General features: G+C 53.8%; 16 protein-coding genes. 5 read left to right on the top strand and 11 right to left on the bottom strand.

Going from position 1 to position 24,184, the window contains the following annotated elements:
- Nucleotides 1-4: 4 nt before the first annotated feature.
- The 4 genes from ACWHYZ_RS13980 to ACWHYZ_RS13965 all read right to left on the bottom strand — a co-directional run bounded on the left by ACWHYZ_RS13980 (nt 5) and on the right by ACWHYZ_RS13965 (nt 3,498).
- Nucleotides 5-1,267 carry an MEDS domain-containing protein gene (locus tag ACWHYZ_RS13980; protein ID WP_447983301.1) on the bottom strand — a complete coding sequence of 421 codons (1,263 nt, stop codon included), beginning with the start codon at nt 1,265-1,267 and terminating at the stop codon, nt 5-7.
- 154 nt (nt 1,268-1,421) lie between these two features.
- Nucleotides 1,422-1,985: a cupin domain-containing protein gene (locus tag ACWHYZ_RS13975; RefSeq protein ID WP_447983300.1), complete on the bottom strand. Its 564-nt coding sequence runs from the start codon at nt 1,983-1,985 to the stop codon at nt 1,422-1,424.
- A 305-nt stretch (nt 1,986-2,290) separates the two neighbouring features.
- On the bottom strand, nt 2,291-2,869 hold the full coding sequence (locus tag ACWHYZ_RS13970; RefSeq protein ID WP_447983299.1) for a cupin domain-containing protein: 579 nt from the start codon (nt 2,867-2,869) through the stop codon (nt 2,291-2,293).
- Nucleotides 2,866-3,498, bottom strand: a complete 633-nt coding sequence (locus ACWHYZ_RS13965; protein ID WP_447983298.1) for a sigma-70 family RNA polymerase sigma factor — start codon at nt 3,496-3,498, stop codon at nt 2,866-2,868. Before ACWHYZ_RS13965 ends, ACWHYZ_RS13970 begins: the two co-directional genes overlap by 4 nt.
- Before the next feature lie 734 nt (nt 3,499-4,232).
- Between ACWHYZ_RS13965 and ACWHYZ_RS13960 the strand changes: the two genes are divergently transcribed.
- Nucleotides 4,233-4,808, top strand: a complete 576-nt coding sequence (locus ACWHYZ_RS13960) for a dihydrofolate reductase family protein (RefSeq protein WP_447983297.1) — start codon at nt 4,233-4,235, stop codon at nt 4,806-4,808.
- Nucleotides 4,809-5,105: 297 nt separating this feature from the next.
- Here ACWHYZ_RS13960 and ACWHYZ_RS13955 read toward each other — a convergent pair whose 3' ends face one another.
- A complete protein-coding gene (locus ACWHYZ_RS13955; RefSeq protein ID WP_447983296.1) occupies nt 5,106-8,186 on the bottom strand; it encodes an efflux RND transporter permease subunit in 3,081 nt (1,026 codons plus the stop codon).
- Between the two features lie 511 nt (nt 8,187-8,697).
- On the opposite strand from ACWHYZ_RS13955, the gene asnB reads away from it, so the two are divergent.
- The 4 genes from asnB to ACWHYZ_RS13935 all read left to right on the top strand — a co-directional run bounded on the left by asnB (nt 8,698) and on the right by ACWHYZ_RS13935 (nt 14,697).
- Nucleotides 8,698-10,611 carry an asparagine synthase (glutamine-hydrolyzing) gene (gene asnB, locus ACWHYZ_RS13950; RefSeq protein ID WP_447983295.1) on the top strand — a complete coding sequence of 638 codons (1,914 nt, stop codon included), beginning with the start codon at nt 8,698-8,700 and terminating at the stop codon, nt 10,609-10,611.
- Between the two features lie 261 nt (nt 10,612-10,872).
- A complete protein-coding gene (locus tag ACWHYZ_RS13945) occupies nt 10,873-13,020 on the top strand; it encodes a hypothetical protein (RefSeq protein WP_447983294.1) in 2,148 nt (715 codons plus the stop codon).
- Complete coding sequence (locus ACWHYZ_RS13940; protein WP_447983293.1) at nt 13,017-14,006, top strand: glycosyltransferase; 990 nt, start codon at nt 13,017-13,019, stop codon at nt 14,004-14,006. The genes ACWHYZ_RS13945 and ACWHYZ_RS13940 overlap by 4 nt, the downstream gene beginning before the upstream one ends.
- Nucleotides 13,993-14,697, top strand: a complete 705-nt coding sequence (locus tag ACWHYZ_RS13935) for a class I SAM-dependent methyltransferase (protein ID WP_447983292.1) — start codon at nt 13,993-13,995, stop codon at nt 14,695-14,697. The genes ACWHYZ_RS13940 and ACWHYZ_RS13935 overlap by 14 nt, the downstream gene beginning before the upstream one ends.
- A gap of 152 nt (nt 14,698-14,849) precedes the next feature.
- On the opposite strand, the gene ACWHYZ_RS13930 is transcribed toward ACWHYZ_RS13935, so the two are convergent.
- From ACWHYZ_RS13930 to ACWHYZ_RS13905, 6 genes are all read right to left on the bottom strand, one after another.
- A complete protein-coding gene (locus tag ACWHYZ_RS13930; RefSeq protein WP_447983291.1) occupies nt 14,850-16,451 on the bottom strand; it encodes a glycosyltransferase family 39 protein in 1,602 nt (533 codons plus the stop codon).
- Nucleotides 16,452-16,644: 193 nt separating this feature from the next.
- On the bottom strand, nt 16,645-18,387 hold the full coding sequence (locus ACWHYZ_RS13925) for an ArnT family glycosyltransferase (RefSeq protein ID WP_447983290.1): 1,743 nt from the start codon (nt 18,385-18,387) through the stop codon (nt 16,645-16,647).
- 26 nt (nt 18,388-18,413) lie between these two features.
- Nucleotides 18,414-20,135, bottom strand: coding sequence for an ArnT family glycosyltransferase (locus tag ACWHYZ_RS13920; RefSeq protein ID WP_447983289.1), 1,722 nt, complete (start codon nt 20,133-20,135; stop codon nt 18,414-18,416).
- A 441-nt stretch (nt 20,136-20,576) separates the two neighbouring features.
- A complete protein-coding gene (locus ACWHYZ_RS13915; protein WP_447983288.1) occupies nt 20,577-21,911 on the bottom strand; it encodes an NAD(P)/FAD-dependent oxidoreductase in 1,335 nt (444 codons plus the stop codon).
- Nucleotides 21,908-22,879, bottom strand: coding sequence for a lysylphosphatidylglycerol synthase transmembrane domain-containing protein (locus ACWHYZ_RS13910; protein WP_447983287.1), 972 nt, complete (start codon nt 22,877-22,879; stop codon nt 21,908-21,910). The genes ACWHYZ_RS13915 and ACWHYZ_RS13910 overlap by 4 nt, the downstream gene beginning before the upstream one ends.
- 161 nt (nt 22,880-23,040) lie before the next feature.
- Nucleotides 23,041-24,081 carry a glycosyltransferase family 2 protein gene (locus ACWHYZ_RS13905; protein ID WP_447983286.1) on the bottom strand — a complete coding sequence of 347 codons (1,041 nt, stop codon included), beginning with the start codon at nt 24,079-24,081 and terminating at the stop codon, nt 23,041-23,043.
- Nucleotides 24,082-24,184: the final 103 nt, after the last annotated feature.

Genomic DNA, 24,184 nt, shown 5'->3' with positions numbered 1-24,184 from the left:
ATAATCAAGTCCGGCACCGCGGTTCAAACTGCTTTAAGCGTCTCACCTCTTTTTCTAGCTCGATCATTTTCAGTTCTCGTCCAACCGCTACATCATGGAACCGCTCCAGATCAACGAGTTTCTCGCAGAGTTCAACTTGAGAGTGCTCCAATGCCTGAACGTTGTTCTTCAGTTCTTGGTTCAGACGTTGCATTTCCTGCTCTGCTCGTCGGCATTCGGTGACGTCCTGAGTAAAACAGCGAGTGTGCACGAATTTGCCATCCCTGAATAAGCCGTTAGAGTGGATCAGCACATCTTTGATCGAACCGTCTTTGCAAATTACTCGAGTAGCGGCGCCATAGACTGCCTCACCTTGCAAAAGCTTCGCGAGTATCTTTTCGATGACGTCACGATCAACATGGAATTCTTGAATCCGACGACCAATGTACTCGTCGGCGGCATACCCGAGAAGCTGCAACTCGGCCTTATTGGCCCAAAGAATTGTTCCGTCCGGTCCAACCTGGTGTATCGCGATAACAAAGTTCTCCAGAAAATCGACAAGTTCCTTTTCCCGACACGCGAGCCGCTCTTCTACCTTCTTCCGTTCCGCGTTCTCCGCCTCAAGAGCCGCTGTTCTCTGTTGAAGAAGCCCAATAATTCGTTCGGGGTTACTGCAGGAGAATTGGTCCACGTACTGCTTATCGGGAATGACTTCACTGTGCTTAGTACAAATATCCATGAAAGACGGAGTGTCTGTCGCGTGTTGAAAGCCGCTCATCGGATAGGCACAGAATAGTGAGAACCGCTGCTTTTCCCCGAGATCATTCCAGAGTTCTTCTAGGCGAGTAGCTGCAGTTCTCTTCCCCTGACCCCACAGCAGCGCGACCATTTCCCCGAAGGCTCGAACCGGGTGACCTCCTGCTATGGCTCGCTCAAGGAGAGTTCCAATCACGGTTGCGAATCGGTGAGGATTAGGCTGCCCATCGACCATAAACGTCGCCAGGGTGCGTTCTGCATCCAACGCGATGTACTGATTGCTTGATACGATGCTTGGGAGATCAATGCCAGACCGCTGCAAGCGCGCTTCAAGCCCGTTTCTATGCGGCTCTGTCGCTATGACGATGCATACTTCACCCGCTAGAAGACCAGGGCCGATGTAGCCGCTTAGCGCGTCTAAAAGAAACTCCTCGTTCTCATAGAACTGAACAAGGTGGTCTGCGCGGGCAACAGTGCGGGCAATATGGGTTCGACCAAGTGGCAACGGACCTGACAATTCCAGAGGGTTCATGGTGCGCTCCTAGAGGGATTGAGAGTCTAGCCTGTCAAGCTTGCAAAGTCTGCAGAAACATCTCTGTCCAGGCGTTGTCGCCGCATTATCATTAACAGCCGTGTTGGCATGTCAGGCACTCCAATGTTCTCAGACTTGTCGTCATATTCCATGGTCAACACAGAACGTCCGTGGTACTGGTGATGAGAAGGCAGGTACAGCCGGTCTCGCTCCAGACGCGGTCGTCGCTCGTTCCAGGCGGACCGTAGTTGTAGTCGCCTGGGAAGAGCTTGCGCTCGTCGATCCACAGCTCACCGTCGAGGAGATGCAGCTCTTCGACGCCCGCGTGCGTATGCGCGGGGTAACTAGCGCCGGGCGCGAGGCGCACCAGCATGCTGACCCGGTGCCGTTCTGTGTCCGTCGCGAGCAGCTTGCATTCGATCCCAGGCGCGACCTGTTCCCATTCGGGCTCGGACCACTCGCGCGCCGGCGGCAGTACCGGCTGCTTGCCGGTCTCCTCGGCGATGCGACGCGCAAGGCGTCCCTGCAGGGAGGTCGTCGGACGCAGCACGTCGGTGGGCCAGGAGACGAATTGAGCGACCACCGGGCGGAGGCTTTCCAACTCGTGCTGACAATCCGGGCACGACGCGATGTGGGCTTCGGCCGCGGCAACTTCGCTCGTAGGCAGGATCTGCAAAGCGTAGGCGCACGGCAGCTCAGCCTTGTCGCAACGGTTCAAGTTTAGGCTCATGCTCATGGGCTTATGGCGCAATCCCTAGCTGACTGCGTCCACCGCTTACGAATTCAGCAGGGGCTCCAGCAATTTCCCGCTGTAGGGGAATGCGGGGTTCATATTCTGTAAAACGTCAAACGTGAGATTTTGGATTGGTCCGAGGTGGGGGCAGGGCAAAAGAATACCCTCAGCCGGCGCGCGGCGGTGGAGATCGCCACGGTGCCAAAGTACTTCCTACGTGTGGGCGTACATCCCCACGAGTGGCGCACACGGTGATCGCCCTATGGGGTGCATCCCGCAGCTAGGGGGCTTCAGCGAAGGAGGTCTTTGGTACTGGTGATGAGAAGGCAGGTACAGCCGGTCTCGCTCCAGACGCGCTGGTCGCCCGTCCCAGGCGCACCGTAGTTGTAGTCGCCTGGGAAGAGCTTGCGCTCGTCGATCCACAGCTCACCGTCGAGGAGATGCAGCTCTTCGACGCCCGCGTGCGTATGCGCGGGGTAACTAGCGCCGGGCGCGAGGCGCACCAGCATGCTGACCCGGTGCCGTTCTGTGTCCGTCGCGAGCAGCTTGCATTCGATCCCAGGCGCGACCTGTTCCCATTCGGGCTCGGACCACTCGCGCGCCGGCGGCAGTACCGGCTGCTTGCCGGTCTCCTCGGCGATGCGACGCGCAAGGCGTCCCTGCAGGGAGGTCGTCGGACGCAGCACGTCGGTGGGCCAGGAGACGAATTGAGCGACCACCGGGCGGAGGCTTTCCAACTCGTGCTGGCAATCCGGGCACGCGGCGATGTGCGCTTCGGCCGCGGCAATTTCGCTCGGCGCTAGCGCTTGAGCAGCGTACGCGCACGTGACCTCGCTTTGTTCGCAGCGGTCCCTATGGAACGTACTCATGGTTTCCCCTCTTCCACGGCTAGCACGTTCCGCAGCTTATGCAGCGCCGAACGAATGCGCGTCTTGATGGTCCCGAGCGGCTGATTCAGTCGCTCGGCGGCTTCAGCGTGCGTAAGCCCGGCGAAGAAGGTCGTTTCGATCGCCTGGCGCTCGTCCGCCGTGAGCACCGCCAGTGCGGCGTGTATCGACTCGCACTGCTCGTGCAGCTCGAGTACCTCGTGCGGATCGGCAGCTACCTCGGCCAGCAGCTGCATATCGCCGTCGGGGTTGCGCTTCTTCCGGTTCTCGAAGCGCAGGCGGTCGATCGCGCGCGAACGCGCCTGGTTCATGACCCAGCCGAGCACCGTTCCATTCGCGGCGTCGTAACGCGAGGCGCGCTGCCAGATGTCATGGAACACGTCGATGGTGAGTTCTTCAGCGGTTTCCCGGTTGGCCGTGATTCGCATGGTCAAGGTGAAGACGATGCGATGAGCCCTCCTGTAGAGCGCATGCAGCGCGAGCTCGTCACCTGCGGCAATGCATTGGACCAGGGCCACCCAGTCCTGCTCCGGCACCGGCGCCTTGGACTTGGCATACAGGACGTCGCCGAGTGTTGCCGGCTGCTTTTGTTTAACCGACAGATTCGCCATTGGCCGAGATTTTTGCAAAGTTCTCCGCCGGTCAATAAGTTCAGCGATGGAAGATAAGCGTGCGCCGGCAGGCCGCCTACCGCCAGAGGACACGAGAGCCCACGTGCCGCGTAAGACAATACCGTACTTGAGAAACGTTCACAAGCCTGGGAGCAAGCCCACCTGCGGGCGGGCCTTTAGGGAACGTAGTTTATTCACTGACAGCCAGAAAGTCTGTCAGTATTTTGCTGACATGCAGGCGTTAGCCATAAGCCACGGCGGATCACCCTGTCGGCGGCCGGAGCGGCCCGGACGCCCGAGGGGGAGAAGCGCGGAGGACGCCGATTTCGAACGCACCGATGCCTACGGGGAGGGCTGGCCCGTGTCATACGGGGGAGCCTTAAGTTCCTGACCCAGATCATAGAGCCAGGAGCTAGGCACCAGACGATGCAGCCAAGGACGGCCACGAGCCTAGCGCTGTGCCGTTCAGGCTAAGGAGGATGTGCTCGGGGTGGCCCCGCTGTAGGCCAACCCTTCTGCGGCGTCCATTGCATCTTGCTCAATTGGGTGTAGGCACAGGCAAGGGTGTTGAACATCCTCGTGACGGAGGCCCCAGAATGCGCCGTCGCTCGCTTCGGAACGGCGCCGCTCAGGTCAGACTCCGATTCCCGTAGGATTAAAAGAGCCCGTTGATTGAAAGATCGCCGCGTCTTTTGCTTTAGTATGGCGGTATGACGGCGCCTGGAGCTGAAGGCATGAAAGCAGAGGCTGGTCATGTGGCCGAATGTGCGGTGTTTGTCGGCGTCAGCCTCGACGGCTTCATCGCGCGGCTGAACGGCGATCTGGACTGGCTGATGGGCGAGGGCGGCGGTGATGCTTCAGAGTACGGGTACAACGAGTTCATCGCCGGCATTGATGCCATCGTCATGGGCCGCAAGACGTTTGAGAAAGGCTTGACCTTCGACAAGTGGTACTACGGCACCAAGCGAGTCGTCGTGCTGAGTAGCCGGCCTCTCGACCTGTCCACCGCGCAGGCGCGCGGAGGCGTCGTTGAACAGATGGCCGGCCGTCCGGCCGAGATTGTCTCCAAGCTTGCTGCCTCCGGTGCCCGGCATCTCTACGTGGACGGTGGGATTACGATTCAGCAATTTTTGCGCGCCGGGCTCATACACCGCCTTATCATCAGTCGCCTGCCCGTGCTCATTGGCGAAGGAATCCCGCTCTTCGGCTCCCTGCCGCGCGATATCCGCCTCCGTCATGTCGCAACACGAACCTATCCGGGTGGCATGGTTCAAAGCGAATACCATGTCATTCCGTTAATCCGGGGTTAGGTCTTGTAATAGCACATTGAAGATCGCCATCCTGTCCGGCACTCGCCCGCGTACGCGGCAAGGGAAGGTTTGAGAGCCGGGTGTTACCGGCGATGGGGGAGTTGATCCCTTCGGTGTATCAGAGAATCACGTTGGTGGACGGGGTCAAAATGACCTAAGAGGTCGCCGCCTAACTTTCATTTACTCACTTTTTGACAAGACCTCCGTCTTTCTGGCGACATCTGTGCCCTCAGCCTTTCATCGAGCCCTCAGGATAAAGAGGAATACTCTCACGATAGAGTGTGGGACGTCGCTGACCTAATTCATCGCTGCAACTGTTTGCTTCACTGAGCTTCTTGCAAGGCATGCAATGGCATAGTATGTCGCAGGCACCATTAAAAGCGTGAGGACTGTCGAGAACGTCATCCCCGCTATGATGACATAGCCGAGTTGTCCCCGGCCGATGGCTCCAGCCCCGCTCATGAGAGCCAGAGGTAACGCCCCTAGAATCGTGGCGAGACTCGTCATGAGAATGGGGCGCAGCCGTCTTGAAGACGCGTTCACAATGGCCGTAAAAAGGTCTTCTCCTTGTGCCTGCAGCTGATTCGCGAAATCCACAATGAGAATAGCGTTCTTACTCACGAGACCAACGAGCATGATGAAGCCGATTTCGCTGTAAACATTCAGAGTCCCGCCGAACATGGTAAGAGCTGTGAGGGCTCCGGTCAAAGCCGGGAGAACCGAGAAGAGAATCGTCAATGGGTGGACGAAGCTTTCAAATTGCGCAGCCAGGACCAGATAAATGAGGAGAACACTGAAGACAAATATGACCCACAGGCCTTGGTTGGCTTCCTTGTAGGCTTTCGATTCTCCGGAATAGTTAATGGTTGCCGTGGATGGCAGCTTATCCCGGGCGGTCTGTTCCAGAAAATCGAGCGCGTCGCCCAATGCATACCCAGTGGCGAGACCGGCGCTAATGATGGCTGAGCGCATCTTGTCATAATGATTTAAGACCGTTGGGACGGTTGTCGGGTTAATCGTGACTAGATTGCTGAGTTGAACTAACTGCCCGCTATGCCCTCGTACATGGAGCATATTGATGTCAGATGGTGTCCCCCGATGCCGATTTGAAACTTTGACGATCACGGGATATTCGATGCCGTCTCGACTGAATCGTGTGACTTGCCGGCCGCCCAGCAGGCTTTCCAGTGTATGCCCAACCGAACCGACTGAGACACCGAGGTCACCTGCTTTCTCGCGATTGACATGCACGTCTAATTGGGGCTTGTTCAGATCAAGATTCGACGTTACATTGAGCAATTGTCGATTCTTTGTGACCGACTCCATCACCATGGCGAGATATTTTTCGACATCTTCATAGGTCGATGCGCTTATGACAAATTGAACGGGTGCTGTGCTTCCGCCGGCAATGAGCGCGGGAGGATTGAACGGGGTGGCGCGGACCCCCGGGATTTCCGCCATCTTTTCAGCAAGCAGTGAAACAATTTCCTGCTGACTGCGCCGCCGTAAGTTCCAGTCTTTTAATGTCACCCAGCTTCCGCCGGCGTTCACCCGACTTATCGGCCAGCCGCTACCGACCCAGCTGAAGTATGATTCAATTTCCGGGATATCGTGATAGAGCGCCTCAACTTCACGAACGTAGCGATCGGTATAGGCGAGAGTGGTTCCTTCAGGCCCTTGTATGGTGACGCCCATGGCCCCGGTATCCTCGAGGGGCGCCAGTTCGGAGGGCAGGCGTATGAAAAGACCAATGCCTAGAGCAACCATACCGATACTGATTAAGGGAATTGCCATTCTCCAGCGGAGCACTGTGCCCAATGCTAAGATGTAGTATTGCGCCACCCGGTCGAAACTCCGCTGACTCAGAAGAACAATTCGACCTGCGGTTCTCTTATGCGGCGTTCTATCGGCGAGCAGCTTCGCGCTCATCATCGGCGTCAGGGTGAGTGCAATGACTCCGGAAATCAACACCGATCCTGCGACGGCAAGCGCAAGTTCCGTAAAGAGCCGAGCGGTAGCATCGGTAAGGAACGCGATCGGAACGAAGACGGTCACCAGTGAGATGGTTGTGGCGATCACCGCAAAGCCGATCTCACGGGTTCCATCCATTGCGCCCGCCATTGCGCTCTGCCCCTGCTCGACCCGTCGGTAGATGTTCTCTAAGACGATGATGGCATCGTCAACAACCAGGCCCACAGCCAAGACGAGGCCTAAAAGGGTCAGCAGGTTGATGGAGAATCCCGCGGCGTACATCAGTGTAAAAGTGCTCAGGATGGATGCAGGGATAGCGACCGCTGGAATAATGGTGGCGTGAAGATTGCCGAGGAACAGGAAAATCACCAACACCACGAGGACGATCGACACGCCCATCGTGAGATACACTTCCTGAAGGGACTGCTCGATATGGCGCGATCGATCGGAGGTTAACTGCAACCTCATTCCGGCCGGTAGGGCGCCCTGAAGTTCTGAAAATTTGCCATGAACTGCCCGCGCGACTGCTAAAGCATTTGCCTTCGATTGTTTGACTACTCCCAGACTGACTGTAGATTCACCGTTGGCCCGCACCAACCTTCGATCGTCTTCTGCGCCTATTTCGGCGTGTCCAACGTCTTCAATCCGAACCGGATATCCATCTCGATAGGTAATGATCAGGCGATTGAAGTGCTCCTGCGTGGCCAGCTCGCCTCGCGTCCGGACACTGAATTCCAAACCTTCGCCCTGGATTCGTCCGGACGGGATGGCCACGTTTTCCGTCCTAATCGCTTCCTCTACGTCCTGGACGGTCAGCTCGCGCGCACCAAGTCTGTCAGCGTCCAACCAAATCCGGATGGCGTAACGCCGAGATCCCCAAATCCAAACTGCCGAGACTCCGGGTATGGTGGCTAACCTGTCCTTTAGATACCGCTCGGCAAAATCAGTCATTTCCAAATCGCTGTGCCGTTCGCTGAACAACGAGAGCCATATGATCGGCTGCGAATCCGTCCTGGCCTTAAAAATCATCGGTTCTTGAATCGTTGGGGGTAACCAACGACGAGGACCGAGCACCCGGTCTCTGACGTCATTGACAGCCGCATCCAGATCCCGGTTTAAGTCGAACTCAATGGTGATCTGCGATTGTTCTTCGCGGCTGCTTGATGTGAGTGTTCGCAGTCCTTCGATGCCTGCGAGAGATCCTTCCAGAACCCTCGTGACATCCGTTTCAACCAATGCCGAGCTCGCCCCGGGATACTCGGTCGTCACTGACACGATCGGAAAGTCTATATCAGGATATTCGCGAACAGGGAGCCGCGCAAAAGAGAGGAGACCGACGAGAACGAGGATGAGCGTAATGACCGTTGCGAAAACCGGACGACGTATGCATAGAGCGGAGAAACCCATGTGCAGGCATCGCTATGGCGGGGTGCGGTGACACCTATGGCCCGGATGTTCCGTTGATTTCTGATTCTGTGGATTGGAGGCTATCGCGTCTCTCGGTTCTATGGCAGAGGCGCGATTGAACTGCCGTGTCGGTGAAAGGACCGTGGTGCCATCGGAGATTCGCATAACGGGCGTGACATATCGCGCCGACTGTTGCAGAGATGCGACATCGCAAAAGGTATCTGCCGATGCAGACGTCCACGCCTGATAGACATGTTTCCGCTCCTACCGCTTCGCACTATCTTAAAAACACCTTCCCATCATGACGTAAGGACTCAACGACGTCTGCACGCCTAGATTGCGCCGACCTGCTAAGTCGACACTGACACTTGATGCCTTTGAGGACGACATCAATGGAAAGCCCGTGTCGTTATGGTATCCACGTTCCTCTGACTCAAAGACCCGTCCGGTCCTGCCAATACTAACGCCATGATGCTTGGTCAACAGCCTGAGATTCTATAGGGGTGTCATTGTGTGTGGAATTGCGGCCATCGTGAACTATCAGTCCGAAGAAGCTGTCGACCGTCATGTGATCGAAGCGATGGTTGAAGCTATGCATCATCGCGGTCCTGATGACGTCGGGTGCTATCTCGATCGATATGTCGGGCTAGGGCACCGGCGACTCAGCATCATTGACCGGTCAGGCGGACACCAGCCGATGTGCAATGAAGACGGAACCGTGTGGATTAGCTTTAATGGCGAGATCTATAACTTTCGTCGCCTCCGTGAAGAACTGCTTGCAAACGGGCACGCCTTTCAGACCCAGAGCGACACTGAAGTTATTGTGCATCTGTACGAAGATCTCGGCGAACAATGCGTGCACCGTTTGCACGGCATGTTCGCCTTTATAATTTGGGATAGCCGAAAAGAACAAGTATTCATCGCCCGCGATCGAGTCGGCATTAAGCCGTTGTACTACTGGATTAGCAGTCGGGGTCTAGCCTTGGCATCCGAGATGAAGGCTTTGCTTGCAGTGCCGGACTTCCATCGTGAACTGAACCTCCAGGCATTGCATGAATATCTCACCCTGGGCTATACGATCGCGCCCCGCACGATCCTGCACAATGTCATGAAATTAGAACCGGGCCACCTGATGGTCGTGCTGAATGGTTCTGTTCGGATTCAACAATATTGGGACCTGGACTATTCCAAGAAGACCAAGGCAATCGAACGAGATTTAGTTGATGAGTTTTCCTCTCAGTTAACGAACTCGATAAGAACTCATCTCGTCGGAGAAGTGCCAATCGGAATCCTTCTCAGCGGTGGCCTGGATTCCACCGGTGTGACGGCACTGGTGGCCCAGCAGGCCGGCCACCGTCTCAAGACCTTTTCTATAGGGTATGCTGACCATGGCTTTGACATCGACGAGCGAGCTTATGCTCGACTGGCAGCACAGGCGTTTAATACTGAACATCATGAGGTTGCCATTACGCCAGAAACTTATCGGGACACGCTTGAAGACTATGTATGGCATATGGACGAACCTATGGCGGACCCGGCCTCAATCCCGCTCTACTGCGTCTCCCAACTTGCAAAAGATTCGGTCAAGGTCGTGTTGTCGGGTGAGGGCAGCGATGAACTGTTAGCGGGCTACTCCTTTTGGATGGCGCAAAAAGGTTTGGACCGGGCTCAAGCATTTCGGAAACTGCCACGGTGGTTCAGATCTTTTCTTCTTCGTCCCCTGAATGAGTACGCGCTTAAATCGGGTCGGCTCAGCCGGTACATGGCGATGGCGGATAGACCCTTAGCCGACTACTTTCAATTCGGTCCACCCTATATGTCGCACGGCGTCCCGGAGAGCGCGCGAGTAGATCTTTACGGTCCAGCCTTCTCTACGGATCTTCGACCGTCCTTACAGTGCGTCATTGACGGCTACCGTCGAGCTTCGTCATTCGAATTCCTTGATCAGATGCTGTACGTCTATACCAAACAATGGATGCCCGATGACCTCTTACTCAAGGCGGACAAGATGACCATGGCGCATTCTCTGGAACTTCGGGTGCCTTTCTTAGATCACAATCTTGTCGAGTTGGCAGCCGCCCTGCCGGACAATATGAAGATGCGCGCAAACAAGAAGAGGTCGTTTACGACCAAACATATTCTACGCGAAGCGCTGCAAGGGATCGTGCCCGATGAGATCCTCCACCGGAAAAAAATGGGATTTCATGTCCCGCTTCCCCATTATCTCAGGACGTCTTTGAAGACCTTGGCGTACGACCTGTTTAGGTCTGAATCCTTTCGTCACAGTGGCCTGTTTAGGACAGACAAACTTATGGAGCTGGTGAAGTGCCACAGCGAAGGACGTAATGCCACGACGTCTATATGGCCCATACTGGTGTTCGCTTTATGGCACCAAAGATTCATACCTCTCAATAGTGAAACCTAAACAAAGAATACCGGAGATCTACGGCGGGAATAGTCAGATGTTCATAAGGTGGCGATCCGCATGAAAAGAGAATCTTCTGATACGCCACCGTCTTAGCGTTAAATAAAGTCCAAGTATCGACATAACTATCATGCGCAAAATTACCGGCATGACCCATATCATCTCCCGAATTGACAACGGCAAGGCCCATCAAACAATAGCGACCACTCACAGGTGAATTTCTTTCTTCAGGACATCGTAAGCAGTGTACTAGCGGCGTGCATGTTTCCGGTGTTTCTGCTATTGCCTGGTTATATTATCGCCAATGCCCTTGATATCTGGGAATTTCGGTTACGCAGCTTGCCGACGCGCGTAGCCCTTGCACTGGTATTATCGATTTCAGTAACCCCCGGTCTGGCGTATCTCCTCTCGCGTTTCTTCTCGCTCAAGGTCGCATGCGCAGTATTTGTGATAGGAGCACTGGTCTTTTTGGCATTCGTCGGAATGAGGGGCTTTTCAAATAGGGGATGGCCGCCCATGGAAGTCAGCCGTCTCGTGCGGCGTTCGACGATCACTATTATAGCTTGGATGGGTATCGCGATATTTTTACTGAGCGACTTTGAAATGAGCGGGCATCTTTACCCTAATGTGGTCTCTTACGATTACGCTATGCGTGTGGCTGTCACAAGTTCAATCATGCGCACTGGTGTACCGCCCATCAACCCCAGTTTCTACCCTGGCCATCCGTTGGAGTTGTACTATTATTACTTTTGGTTTCTGACATGCAGTCTGGTAGGCCTCCTGGGAGCAGTTGTAATCGAGCCTCGCGCGGCCGTCATTGCAGGGACTGCATGGATCGGCGCTGGTGTGGTTGCCATTGTCGCACTCTATGTTCGATTCTTAGCCAGACCTCGTCATTTGGCGAGTGACTGGTCTGTCTTTGTAGCGCCCGCGCTCCTTCTTGTCAGCGGATTGGATATCGTACCGCTGTTTATCAAATATGTCAGCCACTATGTTGAAGGACAAATCTTCCTGTATCCCACTGCAGAATGGTGGAACGAGCAAGTCACCGCCTGGCCCACTGCCATTCTATGGGTGCCGCACCATGTTGCCGGGTTCATCGCCGCGTTGACCGCATTTCTTGTTTTCAGCAGCCTAATTCACGTTCATAACTTGGGTAAGCGGGTACTCATGATAGTCGTCTGTGGATTGGCATTCTTTTCTGCGCTCGGACTATCCATTTGGGTAACATTTACGTTCGCGGTCTTCTGGGTAGCGTGGGTCATGCTTTCCCTGATCAAGGGATGGCACATGGAGGCACGGAGCGGGATATGGGTTGCCGTTCTTGCATTCTGTCTATCAATTCCATATCTGCTCGATCTTCAGAGGGCAAATTTCATTCATGTCTCGCCTATTGCAGTTTCGGTACGGCATTTCATGCCCATTTACGACGTGATGAGGCGCCATGAGATAGATTCTCTCTTGTTGCAGGCAATCGACCTTTTGGCTCTGCCGGTAAACTACTTCATCGAATTCGGAGTTTTTGCCCTCGCCGGCGTCTTCTATTGGAAGTGGCGCGTCCGCTTAAAGGATCCGCTGCATCGCAATGAGATCGCGTTTCTCACGCTGGCGATATCAGCCATCGCAATCGCGACATTTCTGCGTTCTAACATAGCCAATAATGACCTTGGATGGCGGAGTGCGATGTTCACACAATTCACCCTTCTTATCTGGGCGGCTCCGGTTGTCCAATCAGTCTTTGATTCACATACTGATAATGTCGCCATTCCTCAAGTGCGGCTGTCGGGAAAGAGGGTAACGCTGTTGCTTGTAATCCTGTTACTCGGAACAGCACCCGTCTTATATGACGTGGTGATGATGAAACTCTATCCAATGTCTGGGGATCTTCAGCTACCGGGGTACCGGATGCATGGCTTTTTAGACGAGCAGGATTTGGGTCGTCGGTATTACGACTTTCGGCAGGCGTATCAGTGGATTGATAATGAGCTCCCACAATCCGCCGTCCTGCAGCACAATCCTAACGTATATATAGATCTACCCAGTGGGTTGTATGGGTATCGGCAAGTAGTGGCGGCGGACGATGTGTATGGAACCCTCTTTGGTGTACCGCCTGGCATGTATCACCCGGTGATGAACGCGGTGGCGCCAGTGTTTTCTTCAGGTTCTACCGATGTGAAGGCCGCCTCGGAGATATGTCGCCGGTTTGGTATTACAGCCTTAGTGGTGAAGGACACCGACCCGATTTGGAAACACCCGGAAAGTTGGGTATTCAAAGAAAGCCCTTCCTATGCCAATTATTCAAGCAAAGTATTTCATTGCCGGAGACTTCGCAACGACGCCGAGGGGCGCAAGAGTCAAGAGGCAAACCGCACCAATGGCGAGTCCTCGATATCGGAGGAACATCTTTGAAAGATAGTGGGGACGGCGAGGCTGTTGTAATCCTCATTCCGGTGTATAACGACTGGGGCCCTGTCGAGACACTTCTCTATGAGCTTGATAGGGCGCTCAACGCGAAGGGTATATGCTCCGATGTCCTCTTGGTCGATGATGGATCGAGCCTGCCCATACCTTCGCTCTTTCTTGAGAAGGGGCTGCATGTCATAGGACATGTCGATGTGCTGACGTTGAAAAGAAACTTGGGCCATCAGCGAGCCATTGCGACAGGACTTGTTTTTGTGCACGGCAGCATGCCGGGCCGGCCAGTCCTCATCATGGATGGAGATGGGGAAGATGCCCCGGGAGATGTGCCGTTACTGATAGAAATGTTTCGAAGAGAAGGAGGAACGCATATTATCTTTGCCGAGCGAACAAAACGAGCCGAAAGTGTCACGTTCAAACTATTCTACGGGCTCTATAAGATAGTCCATTTTGGACTCACAGGCATCAAGGTCCGAGTCGGCAATTTTAGTATTGTGCCCTCAACGGTCGTAAGTCGCCTTGTGATCATCTCTGAAATATGGAACCACTATGCGGCGGCCGTCTTTAATGCAAGGCTGCCATATAGCACGGTGCCGACAGCTCGCGGCAAGCGGATTGCCGGACAATCCAAAATGAGCTTTGTTTCGTTGATCATTCATGGACTCAGTGCCATTTCGGTATATGGGCAAATTGTTGGGGTGCGCTTGCTCATTGCGGCTTCTGTCTTCATTGCCGTCGTTATAGGCTTAATCACCAGCACCATTCTTGTTCGTCTACTGACTAATCTGGCTATTCCAGGATGGGCCACATTCACGACAGGATTGCTGTTTATTATGGTGCTCCAAACACTCGTGATAGGCTTTCTGCTGGTATTTGTGATTTTATACAGCCGTTCCAGCTCTACGGTCATACCCCTTCGGGAATGTCCTTTATTTATTGAACGAGTGAAAAGAGTCTTTTCCAATGACGCAGTTTAGGTATGTCGGCTCGGAGTTGGAAACGTTTGCGCGTGCGATAAACTGGAAATCCTACATTGGATCGCAGATTCGTTCGTACCTTCTCGGTGATGTATTGGAAGTCGGTGCAGGCATTGGTGCTACAACGCGATTCTTGCGCGGACCCGGGCAGAGTCGATGGACTTGCTTGGAGCCTGATCCGGCGCTCGCTCGCGCATTGATCCGTGATGCTAAACTGGCACAGCTCGAGTGCGATGTGGTCTTAGGATCACTGCAAAACTTGAACCCCCGATTAACTTTTGACTCAATACTCTACATTGATGTCTTAGAGCATATTGAAGATGATCGAGCTGAGTTGGTGACAGCTGCCGCTCACCTAAAACCGAATGGCACTCTTATAGTTTTGGCCCCGGCACACCAATTTCTCTTCTCTCCGTTCGACCGGGCTGTCGGCCACTTTCGACGGTATAACAAAAAAAGTTTGCAAGCATTGATGCCGCAGGGACTCAAAGTTGAAAGACACCTGTATATGGATTCGATTGGAGCCATTGCCTCATTCGGTAATCGAATGTTGCTGAAGAGCGGAACACCCGGGACGTTGCAGATTAGATTTTGGGATGGCGTGCTCGTACCGCTGTCCAGAGTTATCGATCCACTCCTGCGCTATTCAATCGGAAAATCAATCTTGGCAGTGTGGAGGCGCAGGCAATGAAAACATGAAGTAGACAGCCAAGAGGATGCATGTGCCGAGAGGGGACTGAACTTGCCCCGTACAACGCTGGAGGCATTTCCTACTGACTGCAATGGAATATGATCAGGCCGCTTACGGTGTCGATCCATCAGTGTCTTCCTGCCGGCTAAGCCCTAGGCTCGAAGCCTATAGACAATCCATTTACGCGGTCCCACATACCCAACCGGAGCATAGCGTTCAGCGACATAGTCGTACAAGCGTTTCATGGCAGGAGATATTGCCCACCAACTTGGGCGAGTGCCCCACCATGCAAATTCTGGTTTGCGAGGATCAGGATGTCGCCAGTCTGGATTCCAATCTGATAATGCTGGCACCAGGCCATCTCCCGTCGGTTCTTTATCGGAGGCCGTGTCACCTTTATCATTGTTCTCACCGGACATGTCTATAATGAGTTCAGGCGGGGATTTCGAAAAATCATCCATCAACTGTTGAACCACGGCTTCGTCCGTATATCCGGATGTGAGAAGAGGAAATGGATAAATGAAACGTGTAGCCGGGCGGCGATCCGAAAGAAAATAAAGATCAGGTGCTTGCCCCCACACGAAAATTGTATCCGTTTGGCTCGTGTGTTCGTGAATATACTTGATGACGGGTGTAAGGAGGTCCAGACGTTTGGGCCGAATACCGTTCTCTTTTATGGTGACGATTGTCGATAAAACAGGTATGACCATCAGAGCCGCGGCGATCGGGATGACCGCAGGTGGTATTGCAATGGAAGTGTTTGTAGGGAAGAGCTCCCTTGCCAGGTAACCTGTCAGAAACGACAATGGTGGAAGAAGGGTCATAAAATAGTGACCATATTCGCGACCCGCTAGAGAATCGAGAAAGAGTTCCAACGGCAGCCATATCAGTGCCAGGATAACGAAGCCTTCTGAAGGTATGTTTGTCACCGCTTCCTTGAACCGGTATAGAGCAAGGAATAGCCCCGCCAGCGGCAGCAAAAGGGGCACGTAAACGGTGGCGGCGAAGAGACCATAATAGGCTACCCTCACCCTCAGCTTCCAATTGCTCGCGGCGTAGATGAAATTGTAGTGGAAGACTTGATCCCAAAAATCAAATAGTGCTCCCTCGATTGAAAGATACAAAAGTACGATAAGCGCCATCCCGATAAATGCGGTCACTACGCCAAGAATGAAATTCCGAAGGCCGACAAAATGTCTCTCTATAAGAAGGAGAAGGATCACTACTCCCAGAACAGCTATCATCGTTCCAATCAAATTGGGACGTAACAGAAACCCTAACGCGGCAAGGATCCCTAACAAGGAACCATAATGAAAGTCTTTCTCGTGAGACTCTCTCCATCGAGCCAGTACGAAAACAGCCGCCCACTGCAGAGGTAAAGCATACTCTTCCGTGACATCTGGAGCCCAAACAGCAGGCAGACCGCCGACGAAAAAAGTCGTTCCGACAATAGCAGCAGGCACGCCAAAGGCCGATCGCAATGTGAAATAGCAAAGGAAGAGCGCAGCCAGCAAAGCAGCGAAGCTTAGGACCCATATGCCCCAGAGCCTACCGTTTGTCATGGCAATACCGACAGCATTAAGGAGGTGGATGAAGGGTGGTTTATGATCCCAGTAGCTTAGGTAAGGTGCTCCACCTTGTCGGAGTAAATCTCCGGCTACTGCAAAAACTGCGGCGTCCATGAACGCGTTGGCCTTATTAAACTTCGGAAAGCTTTGGTAAAGCCAAACCGGCCATTGGATAAAATCGATCATGGCTAGCCATAGCCCCCACAGAAAAAGGGCTATGGACTCTAAGCGATGAACTTTCAAGTCGGACTCCGTTTCTTCGATAAAAGCACGTTCCTTCCGTTTGTCTAAGCGCTCACTCCTCTTTGCTATCGGAACACATCAGTTAGCCGAAGCGGTTCACCAACATTTCAATGCAATCATGAGTTGCAGTAAGGCCTTATCGTCGGGCGAAAACCACGGCGCCTGGACCCGAGTAAAGCAACTCGTAGCGAGGATCATCTTTAAGACTGCTGATGAGAAGTTCACAACAGAGAAGATAGGATTCGGCCGTTGAGAGCGATGGTTGAGAAATGTACACATGGGTAAATTCCATACCGGTTTGTCTTGACCAGTCATCAAGGCACTTCACGGTACTGCTTGCACATTTTCTAAGCACCTTAAAATGGTCCACTTGTTGCCGAAACCCTCCATTTGGAAGCCATTCATAGCCCTGCACAGTGCCGAGACTCTGTCGCTCAGCAAGCACCGGGAACCATTCCGAAGTCTTGCTTATATTCCATCCTGTCCACTCATTCTCAGGTACCACCACAAAACGGCTTGACGGAGGGGTCGTGGCGGCGACCCACCGCATCGCTGCCCGTTCCTCTTTGGAGAGGGTGGCTAAGTTGCGTGTCTCGGACGCCGGCGTGAGTTTTGTCGAAACGGCTCCCAGCACGGCATAGCTGAAAATAAAAACGCACAACAGGATCGTGAACCAGTGTGGCTGAAGAGTGCTACGCCATGATGCTCTCCGTTCTACCCGCAGGCGTTCGTGCACGTTAGTATTCGTGCGAATCAGAGTCGACTCCTGGTCTCGGCTACCAGTTAAAACAGGTAAAAGGACATGAGTGATTCCCAGGCCTGCCAGCATGGCCACAGGGACGACTGCATAGGTCGCTCCGGCACGAGTGTCGAACATGATAATGGTGAGCCACCAAGCGGGGAGTAGAAAACTCTTCCGACTCACGCTATACAATGCGCCGAGAAGAGCCAAGGTACCAAGAATCGGGAAGAGCGGCTCAGCCGTCGATCCGCCACTCGAGGATCCGACGCCTAGATGAGCCAGCCAGCCAAGTGTCGCGCGACGCGCGTCACTGTCAGAGAAGATGGAACTCCCTGTCGCGTTGGCGGCAAGGAAGGGTCCAAAACCGTGTGTTGCGACGATCGTCGCCCACCAGGGCGCCGAGACCGCCAGCATTCCTATGCCCAATGCGATAGAACTGAGGACGCCATGCTTATGGCGGCCATACGCGAGGAAGAACAGGGCGATGCTAAAAGCCAAAAAGGGCGCCGTCCCAAGATGGCTCATGAGAGTCAGAGCTCCGAACAGCGACGCCGGCACGAAGAACGTCCAGCTCTGCCGGGTATACATACGATAGACCTGGTGCAGGGCCAAGATGGCAAAGAGAAAGCCAAATGAACGCGTGACCCCTCCACCCATGAGTAGCCATATGAAACTGCGAGGAATCAGCGCAAACGCAAACACAGCGGCGATCGTAGTTGTGTTACCTCCGAGCAGATCACGGGCGAGGAGCGCGAACGCCACAATGGTAAGGGTGGTTACGATGAGCGGAAGGAGGCGAAAGATATCAATCAGACTCAAGGGGGCGAGCTGATCCAAAACTCCTGCGATATAAAATCCCAGCGGCGGATATGCGAACGGGATCCCAAGTGAATTGTACGAGGTGAAGTCGGGAAGGCGGTAATGAGCGTGTTCGAGCTCCTGAACCATTACATAGAAGAGCCCGCCGTCGTTTAAGGGAAAATCGGCAGAAACAATATGAACGGCCCTCACGATAAATCCAATCAAGAGTGCAGCGGCAATCCACACTGGAACATACTGATGTGGCTGTGCGGACGGGGTCTCTTTTTCCCTCGGCAAATCAACCGGTCTCAGCATTGTCCCAAACGCAACCATCATTCCATCTACTTTGCCCGTAACTCGACCTAGCGGCACATTCCCGTGCTAGGAAGAGGTGAACGCGACCTATAGACCTTCCATCCCAATCTTCCGATCGTATCCGTTACGGTATAATGGTCCCAAATATAATCATAGAAGTGTTTCAACTCGGGGGTCATCGTCCAGTAACTTGGCTCACTGCCGGTGGAGGGAAACCTCCAGTCTGGATCCCACTGATCCAACGGAGGCACCACGTCTTCCCCAGCTGTCGCGTCAATAATTATGGTAGGCGCTGTCTTTTTGAGCTCAGTGAGGAATCCCTGGATCAAAGGTGCGTCTGCGTAATTTGGTGTCAGTAGCGGCAAAGGATAAATATACCTACTTGCCGGTCGTCGATCGGAGAAAAAATACACAGCCGCAGCGTGTCCCCATATAAAAATGGATTCATCCGGGCGTGTATGACATCGCACATAATCAACAACGGGAGCGATGTCATCCATATGCTGTCGAGGCAACCCGTGATCTTTGACGTGCGCAGCGGCATCGGCAATAGGAACAATGGCCAGGGCGATTAATGCGGCAATGATGACATACTGCTGCTGGCGCTGACGTTGGAAAGACGTTTCAGCATAGGTCGCAATTTCCGACACCAGAAAGGCTGCCAAAAAAGACAGGGGCGGAAGAAGCGGTATGAAATAATGGCCGTAGTCGCGGCCTGCCAGAGAGGCGAACACTATTTCGACCGGTAGCCAAATAACGATAAACAGAGCTATGGACCATTGATAGTTGGTCTGCCCCCGGGGATTAAGCCGTGAGAGTGCGATTAGCCAGCCGGCAATTGGAATGAAAAGAGGAGCGTACAGAGAAGAAAATTGGAGTCCGGTCAAGGCTGCATGAACCCTTATCTCCCAAGACTTACTGGAATAAATGAAGTTGTAGTGAAACGCTTGATCCCAAAAAGCATAGAAGGCGTCTGCCAACCAGAGATATAGAATGAGTGGCGATATGACAAGGACTACTCCGCTGAGCCCACCAGCCATAAATCGCAACCAGGACGAAAATTGCCAGCGCCACAACAGAGTAGTGGTCAGTACAAGTCCGACGCTGATCATCGCACCGATAAGATTGGCCCGGAGGAGGAAAGCCAAACCCGCGAGCACACCCAGCAAAACGCCAGTGAAAAAACACCGTTCGTCCGTTGCTCTCAATCGGATCAAGATCAGCGTGGCAGCGAACTGCAGTGGAACCGCATACAGTTCAGTTACATTGGCTCCATGGCCTCGGTGAATTCCAAAGGCGAAAAAAGCGACGCCGAAGATCGCAGCTGCAGGCCCAAAAAACTTACGCATCGCAACATAGGCGACTAGCAAACCACTCAGCATCGCCGTTAGCCCAACCATCCAAATTCCCCACACATGCCCTCCACTCAGAAAAAGCCCTACAGCATTCATGAAGTGAATCAAGGGAGGTTTATGATCCCAGAAGGTAACGTGCGGGATCCCGCCGTGTCGCAAGAGCTGTCCGGCGAGGCCAAAGACTGCCGAGTCATGATAGAAGTTCGAATCGAAGGTCGGGTAGATCAAAGCCGGCCATTCGACGACCTGGAGCCCGATAGTCCAGGCAAACAACACGCCGACAAGGGCCCATTCCATACTCTTGAACCTGTCTTCTTCCGTCACTTCGGCGGTCAGTCGAGGAGCCTGGTCGTTTACTATGGTGTTTTCATGTGTTCTCATAAACTTGGTTACCGCATTCTTCTCTCGTGTCAAAAAACAGGTTCATATAGAGGCCCTGAACCAGATTGTTCTTCCATGAGGCACATGACCGCAATCCTTTTCGACCCTGAAACACTTCATAGGGCCAATGCCTAAAGTCGAGACATCGATGAACTACAAGACCCCACAAGATAGTGAGGTTTACGGCATTGATAATGGGTCTAGGGAGTCTATTTATGTCAGTAGTACGACGGGTAAAAAGTCATTCCGTAGGGAATCACATCGCCGTTGAAGGCGACCCGGATCATCAACGCTCGCTTAAACCGTTCGCCGGCAAAGCATAATCGGCAATTGAAAAACCGCACAATGACAGCGCCCAAGTGTGGCGGCGGAACCGTCTTCCATTTGAAGCGGCTGGCCATTTATTCAACACGAAAAATCCTTCTCTAAGCTATAAGTTCGGCGATCACGATGGAGAAGGCATTCGTGAAGTGTTCACCGATCTACGGGTACGGCAAATTCCTCCCCAACCATACGGGCCGCTTTGCGTCCCTCTCGGATCGCATAGTTGGTGCCTCGGTCTTCTGGATAGACCTGAGCCATCGAACACAGGTAGAGACCTTTAATCGGTGTCCGCACGTCCGGAATCAACTTGCTGTAATGCCGCACGACAACTGGCTGCGCATACCGCGCACGCCAGACATGGTAGTCTTTTACCCACGATCGTTCGAAATGAGGGAACATACGTTGGATGTGGGGGACCGAGAATTCAAACACTTCTTCGTCCGTCATCCGGACAAGCTCCGCATCTTCCGGAGCATACTTGGACAGGTACACGATGTGACGTCCTGCGTACGTGTCCGACGGCTGAAAATTAGTGTGCTCAATCACGCCGACATACGGGAAGTTGGGGTCGTTCACATTGAGCCAATACGTATTGGAGAGGCTGCGGTCCAACTGTAAAACTAAACAGACATTGGCGAGATATTGGATGCGCCGAAGACTTTCGACATAGTCATAGGGGACGTAGGGACTGACCAAGTCCGCAACTGTCGGCAGGGCGGGAGTCGCAATGACGGCGTCGCTTTTGATAGCTCCGTCTTTCGTGACAACACCCGAAATGCGGCCGTGTCGAACGTCCAAACTTTCCACAGCCACCGAGGTGCGGACCCGTCCGCCGGCCGAGTGGATCGCTTTGACCATCTCTTCAGCGAGGGCGATAAATCCGCCCCGATAGTACGCTAAGCTTTCCCCCCCGCCCTTACTGCGGCTGCCTCCTCGCAACTTCAGCTTATTCCAGAACCAGACAGCGGAGATATCATCAGCATAGGGACCAAATTTTCCGCGCAGAAGTGGTTCCCAGACAATCCGATAGACCTGCTTGCCACCGATGTCGCGAAGCCATTCTTGTGCGGTAACGGCCTCCAACTCTTTCCAATGACTGACCTTTCGGGCGCGCAAGACCATAAGTCCAAGGCGAACACGATCGATGAGGGCGAGCGGCGTAAATCGAAGGACGTCCATGGGCGAACTGAGCCGATAAAAATTGTGCGCGAAGTACATGCCCGTTTGCGTAGGCTTGAGGACCACGTTGTTTCTCAGGCCCAGTTCATCTATAACGTCCATCACATGGCGGTCATTGGTAAACCAATGATGGTAGAATTTTTCCAATCGGGTTCCCCCGACGTCGAAGCTTCCTGCCAGCCCGCCCACGTCGCGGTCTGCCTCCAGCACTTCCACCTGGAATCCGCGACGAGACAAGTCGTACGCTGCGGCCAACCCGCTGAATCCGGCTCCGATGATCACGATCTTGGCAGATGAATGGGTCACTGGGAATCCCTCACCGGAGCAGCCATATCGACGTGGAGCAATGGACCTTTCAACTTGTAGGCAATCAACCAGCTCAACCCGACAACGGTCAGTGGAAACCACAAGACAAGATGAATGACTAAGGCGAAGATGGCGGCTGTTGGCTCGTCCACACGATAGGCCATCAATCCAAGCATCGTAAAATAATCGAAGGTGCCGACATAGCCTGGTGTGCTCGGCAGCAAAGTCCCAAGCGTTCCTGTAGACAAAGCGAACCATGGTGCTGCCCCTAGACCTGTCATTCCCAACGCATGTGCGACTGCGAAAAAGACGCCCCCTTCCAAGGCCCAAATGCCCAATGAGAGCACAAGCAATTGAACAAGCAATCGTGAAGATTGCAGGATGGACAGCGAAGAAAAGAATTGGCCGGCGCCCGTCCCAATATTGCGGACAATCCGCCATGAGCGCCGCTCTCCCATTTGTACAAGCCTTCCCGCAAGGCCGTGCAGCCGGTGCGGAAGCAGCACGGTAAGCAATACCAAGAGAATACAGCCCATCGCCATCCAGGCGGTGGTGACCACGATGGCATGAGGGAACCGACCGTCAACTTGAACAAGCCCCACAAAAAACAATCCAAGAAGTACCGCGAGGTCGAACAGACGTTCGAGCACAAGCGTAGTCATCACCGGGATGGGCGCGATGTCGAGATGCCGCCGAAACCCTACTGTCCGCAACACATCACCGGCGCGAAAGGGAAGCACATTATTGATTGCGATGCTCGACAAGAATGGGCCGACGCACGCATTCAAGCCAAGACCGGCGCTCATATAACGCAACATGAGCCACCAGCGAATGACACGCAACATATAGCCACTACTCAATAGGACGAGGGACGCAAGAAGCCATCCGCTGTCAGCCTTCTTCACGGTTCGCCACGCGTCTGCCCACTCGATGTGGCGGAGGACCAACCATAAACACAATCCTGTCACCAGGAGGCCTCCTAGCAGTTGAATTAAACGGCGAGTTGAACTCACGTACTGCCCCTAAGCTTGATCATGGCTATAGCTCGAGGCAGTAATGATCGGGGATGGCACGATAAGAAAGCGGATTGCTTGACAATGTTCATGAATATACTAGTGGATTCTGTCCGTTAGGTGCCGTAGCGGTCAGGAAGGGATGCGGCGGTTCGATGCGTAGCCGCGCCCGGTTCGGTGTGCGATTGAAATCCACAGGCCTCTGCAATCAAATAGAGCGGCCGCCGTTTGCCTTCACTGTAAATCCGTCCAACGTACTCGCCGACAATCCCCAAACACATCAATTGCACGCCACCCAGGAAAAGCACAGAAATAATGAGTAAGGTCCAGCCGCTCACCCAATTGCTGGTCCAGAGACGGAGTATGAGTGCGTAGAGTATGCCAACGATGGCGAGGGCACTCGCCATGAATCCCATCGTCGAGGCAAGCCGCAACGGTTTGATGGAAAAAGACAGGACGCCATCCGTCGCAAAGGCGATCATTTTCCTCAAAGGATATTTGCTGACTCCGGCATGGCGCCGGGCGCGCTCATAGGGAAGGGCACATTGTCTAAAGCCCACCCAGCTGACCATGCCTCGGATAAAGCGATCTCGCTCTGGCATGCGTTTCAAGACCTCAACAACGTGGCGGCTCATCAAACGAAAATCTCCCGTGTCGAGGGGGATCGGGACATCGGAGAGGCGGTTAATGGTGCGATAGAAGAGCCTCGCCGTGGCGACCTTAAAATATGTTTCGCCTTGGCGAGAATGCCGTTGGCCATAGACCACGTCATACCCCTCTCGCCATTTATCAAGCATGGCCCCTATGAGTTCCGGCGGATCTTGAAGGTCCGCATCAATAAGGATGATGATCTCTCCTGAGACATGGTCGAGACCGGCAGAGACGGCGATCTGGTGACCAAAATTGCGGGAAAATGAGAGCACTCGGACTGCGTCATCCTGCGCCTGAATGACTTTCAACATGGACAGCGTCTGATCGCGACTGCCGTCGTCGACATACACGATCTCGAAGTGACATCCAAGACGCGATAGCGTATCGGTCAGGCGTCGATGCGTTTCTTCAATGACGGCCTCCTCGTTGTAGCACGGCACAACGACGGATAGCATGGGTTCGAACATCCCGCGTTCGTGCTGGCGCTCAACGGCATGATCCCTCATGGCTCACAGCTCCTGTGTTCGGCGATGGTAAGTCTACCCGAATGAAAGGACAAGCGGCGGAGCGCTTACTCAGTATTATCCGGGTAGAGGCTAGTAAGGGCGA

The organism is Nitrospira sp. Nam74 (assembly GCF_965152615.1).
This window is presented reverse-complemented; position numbering and strand designations above follow the sequence as displayed.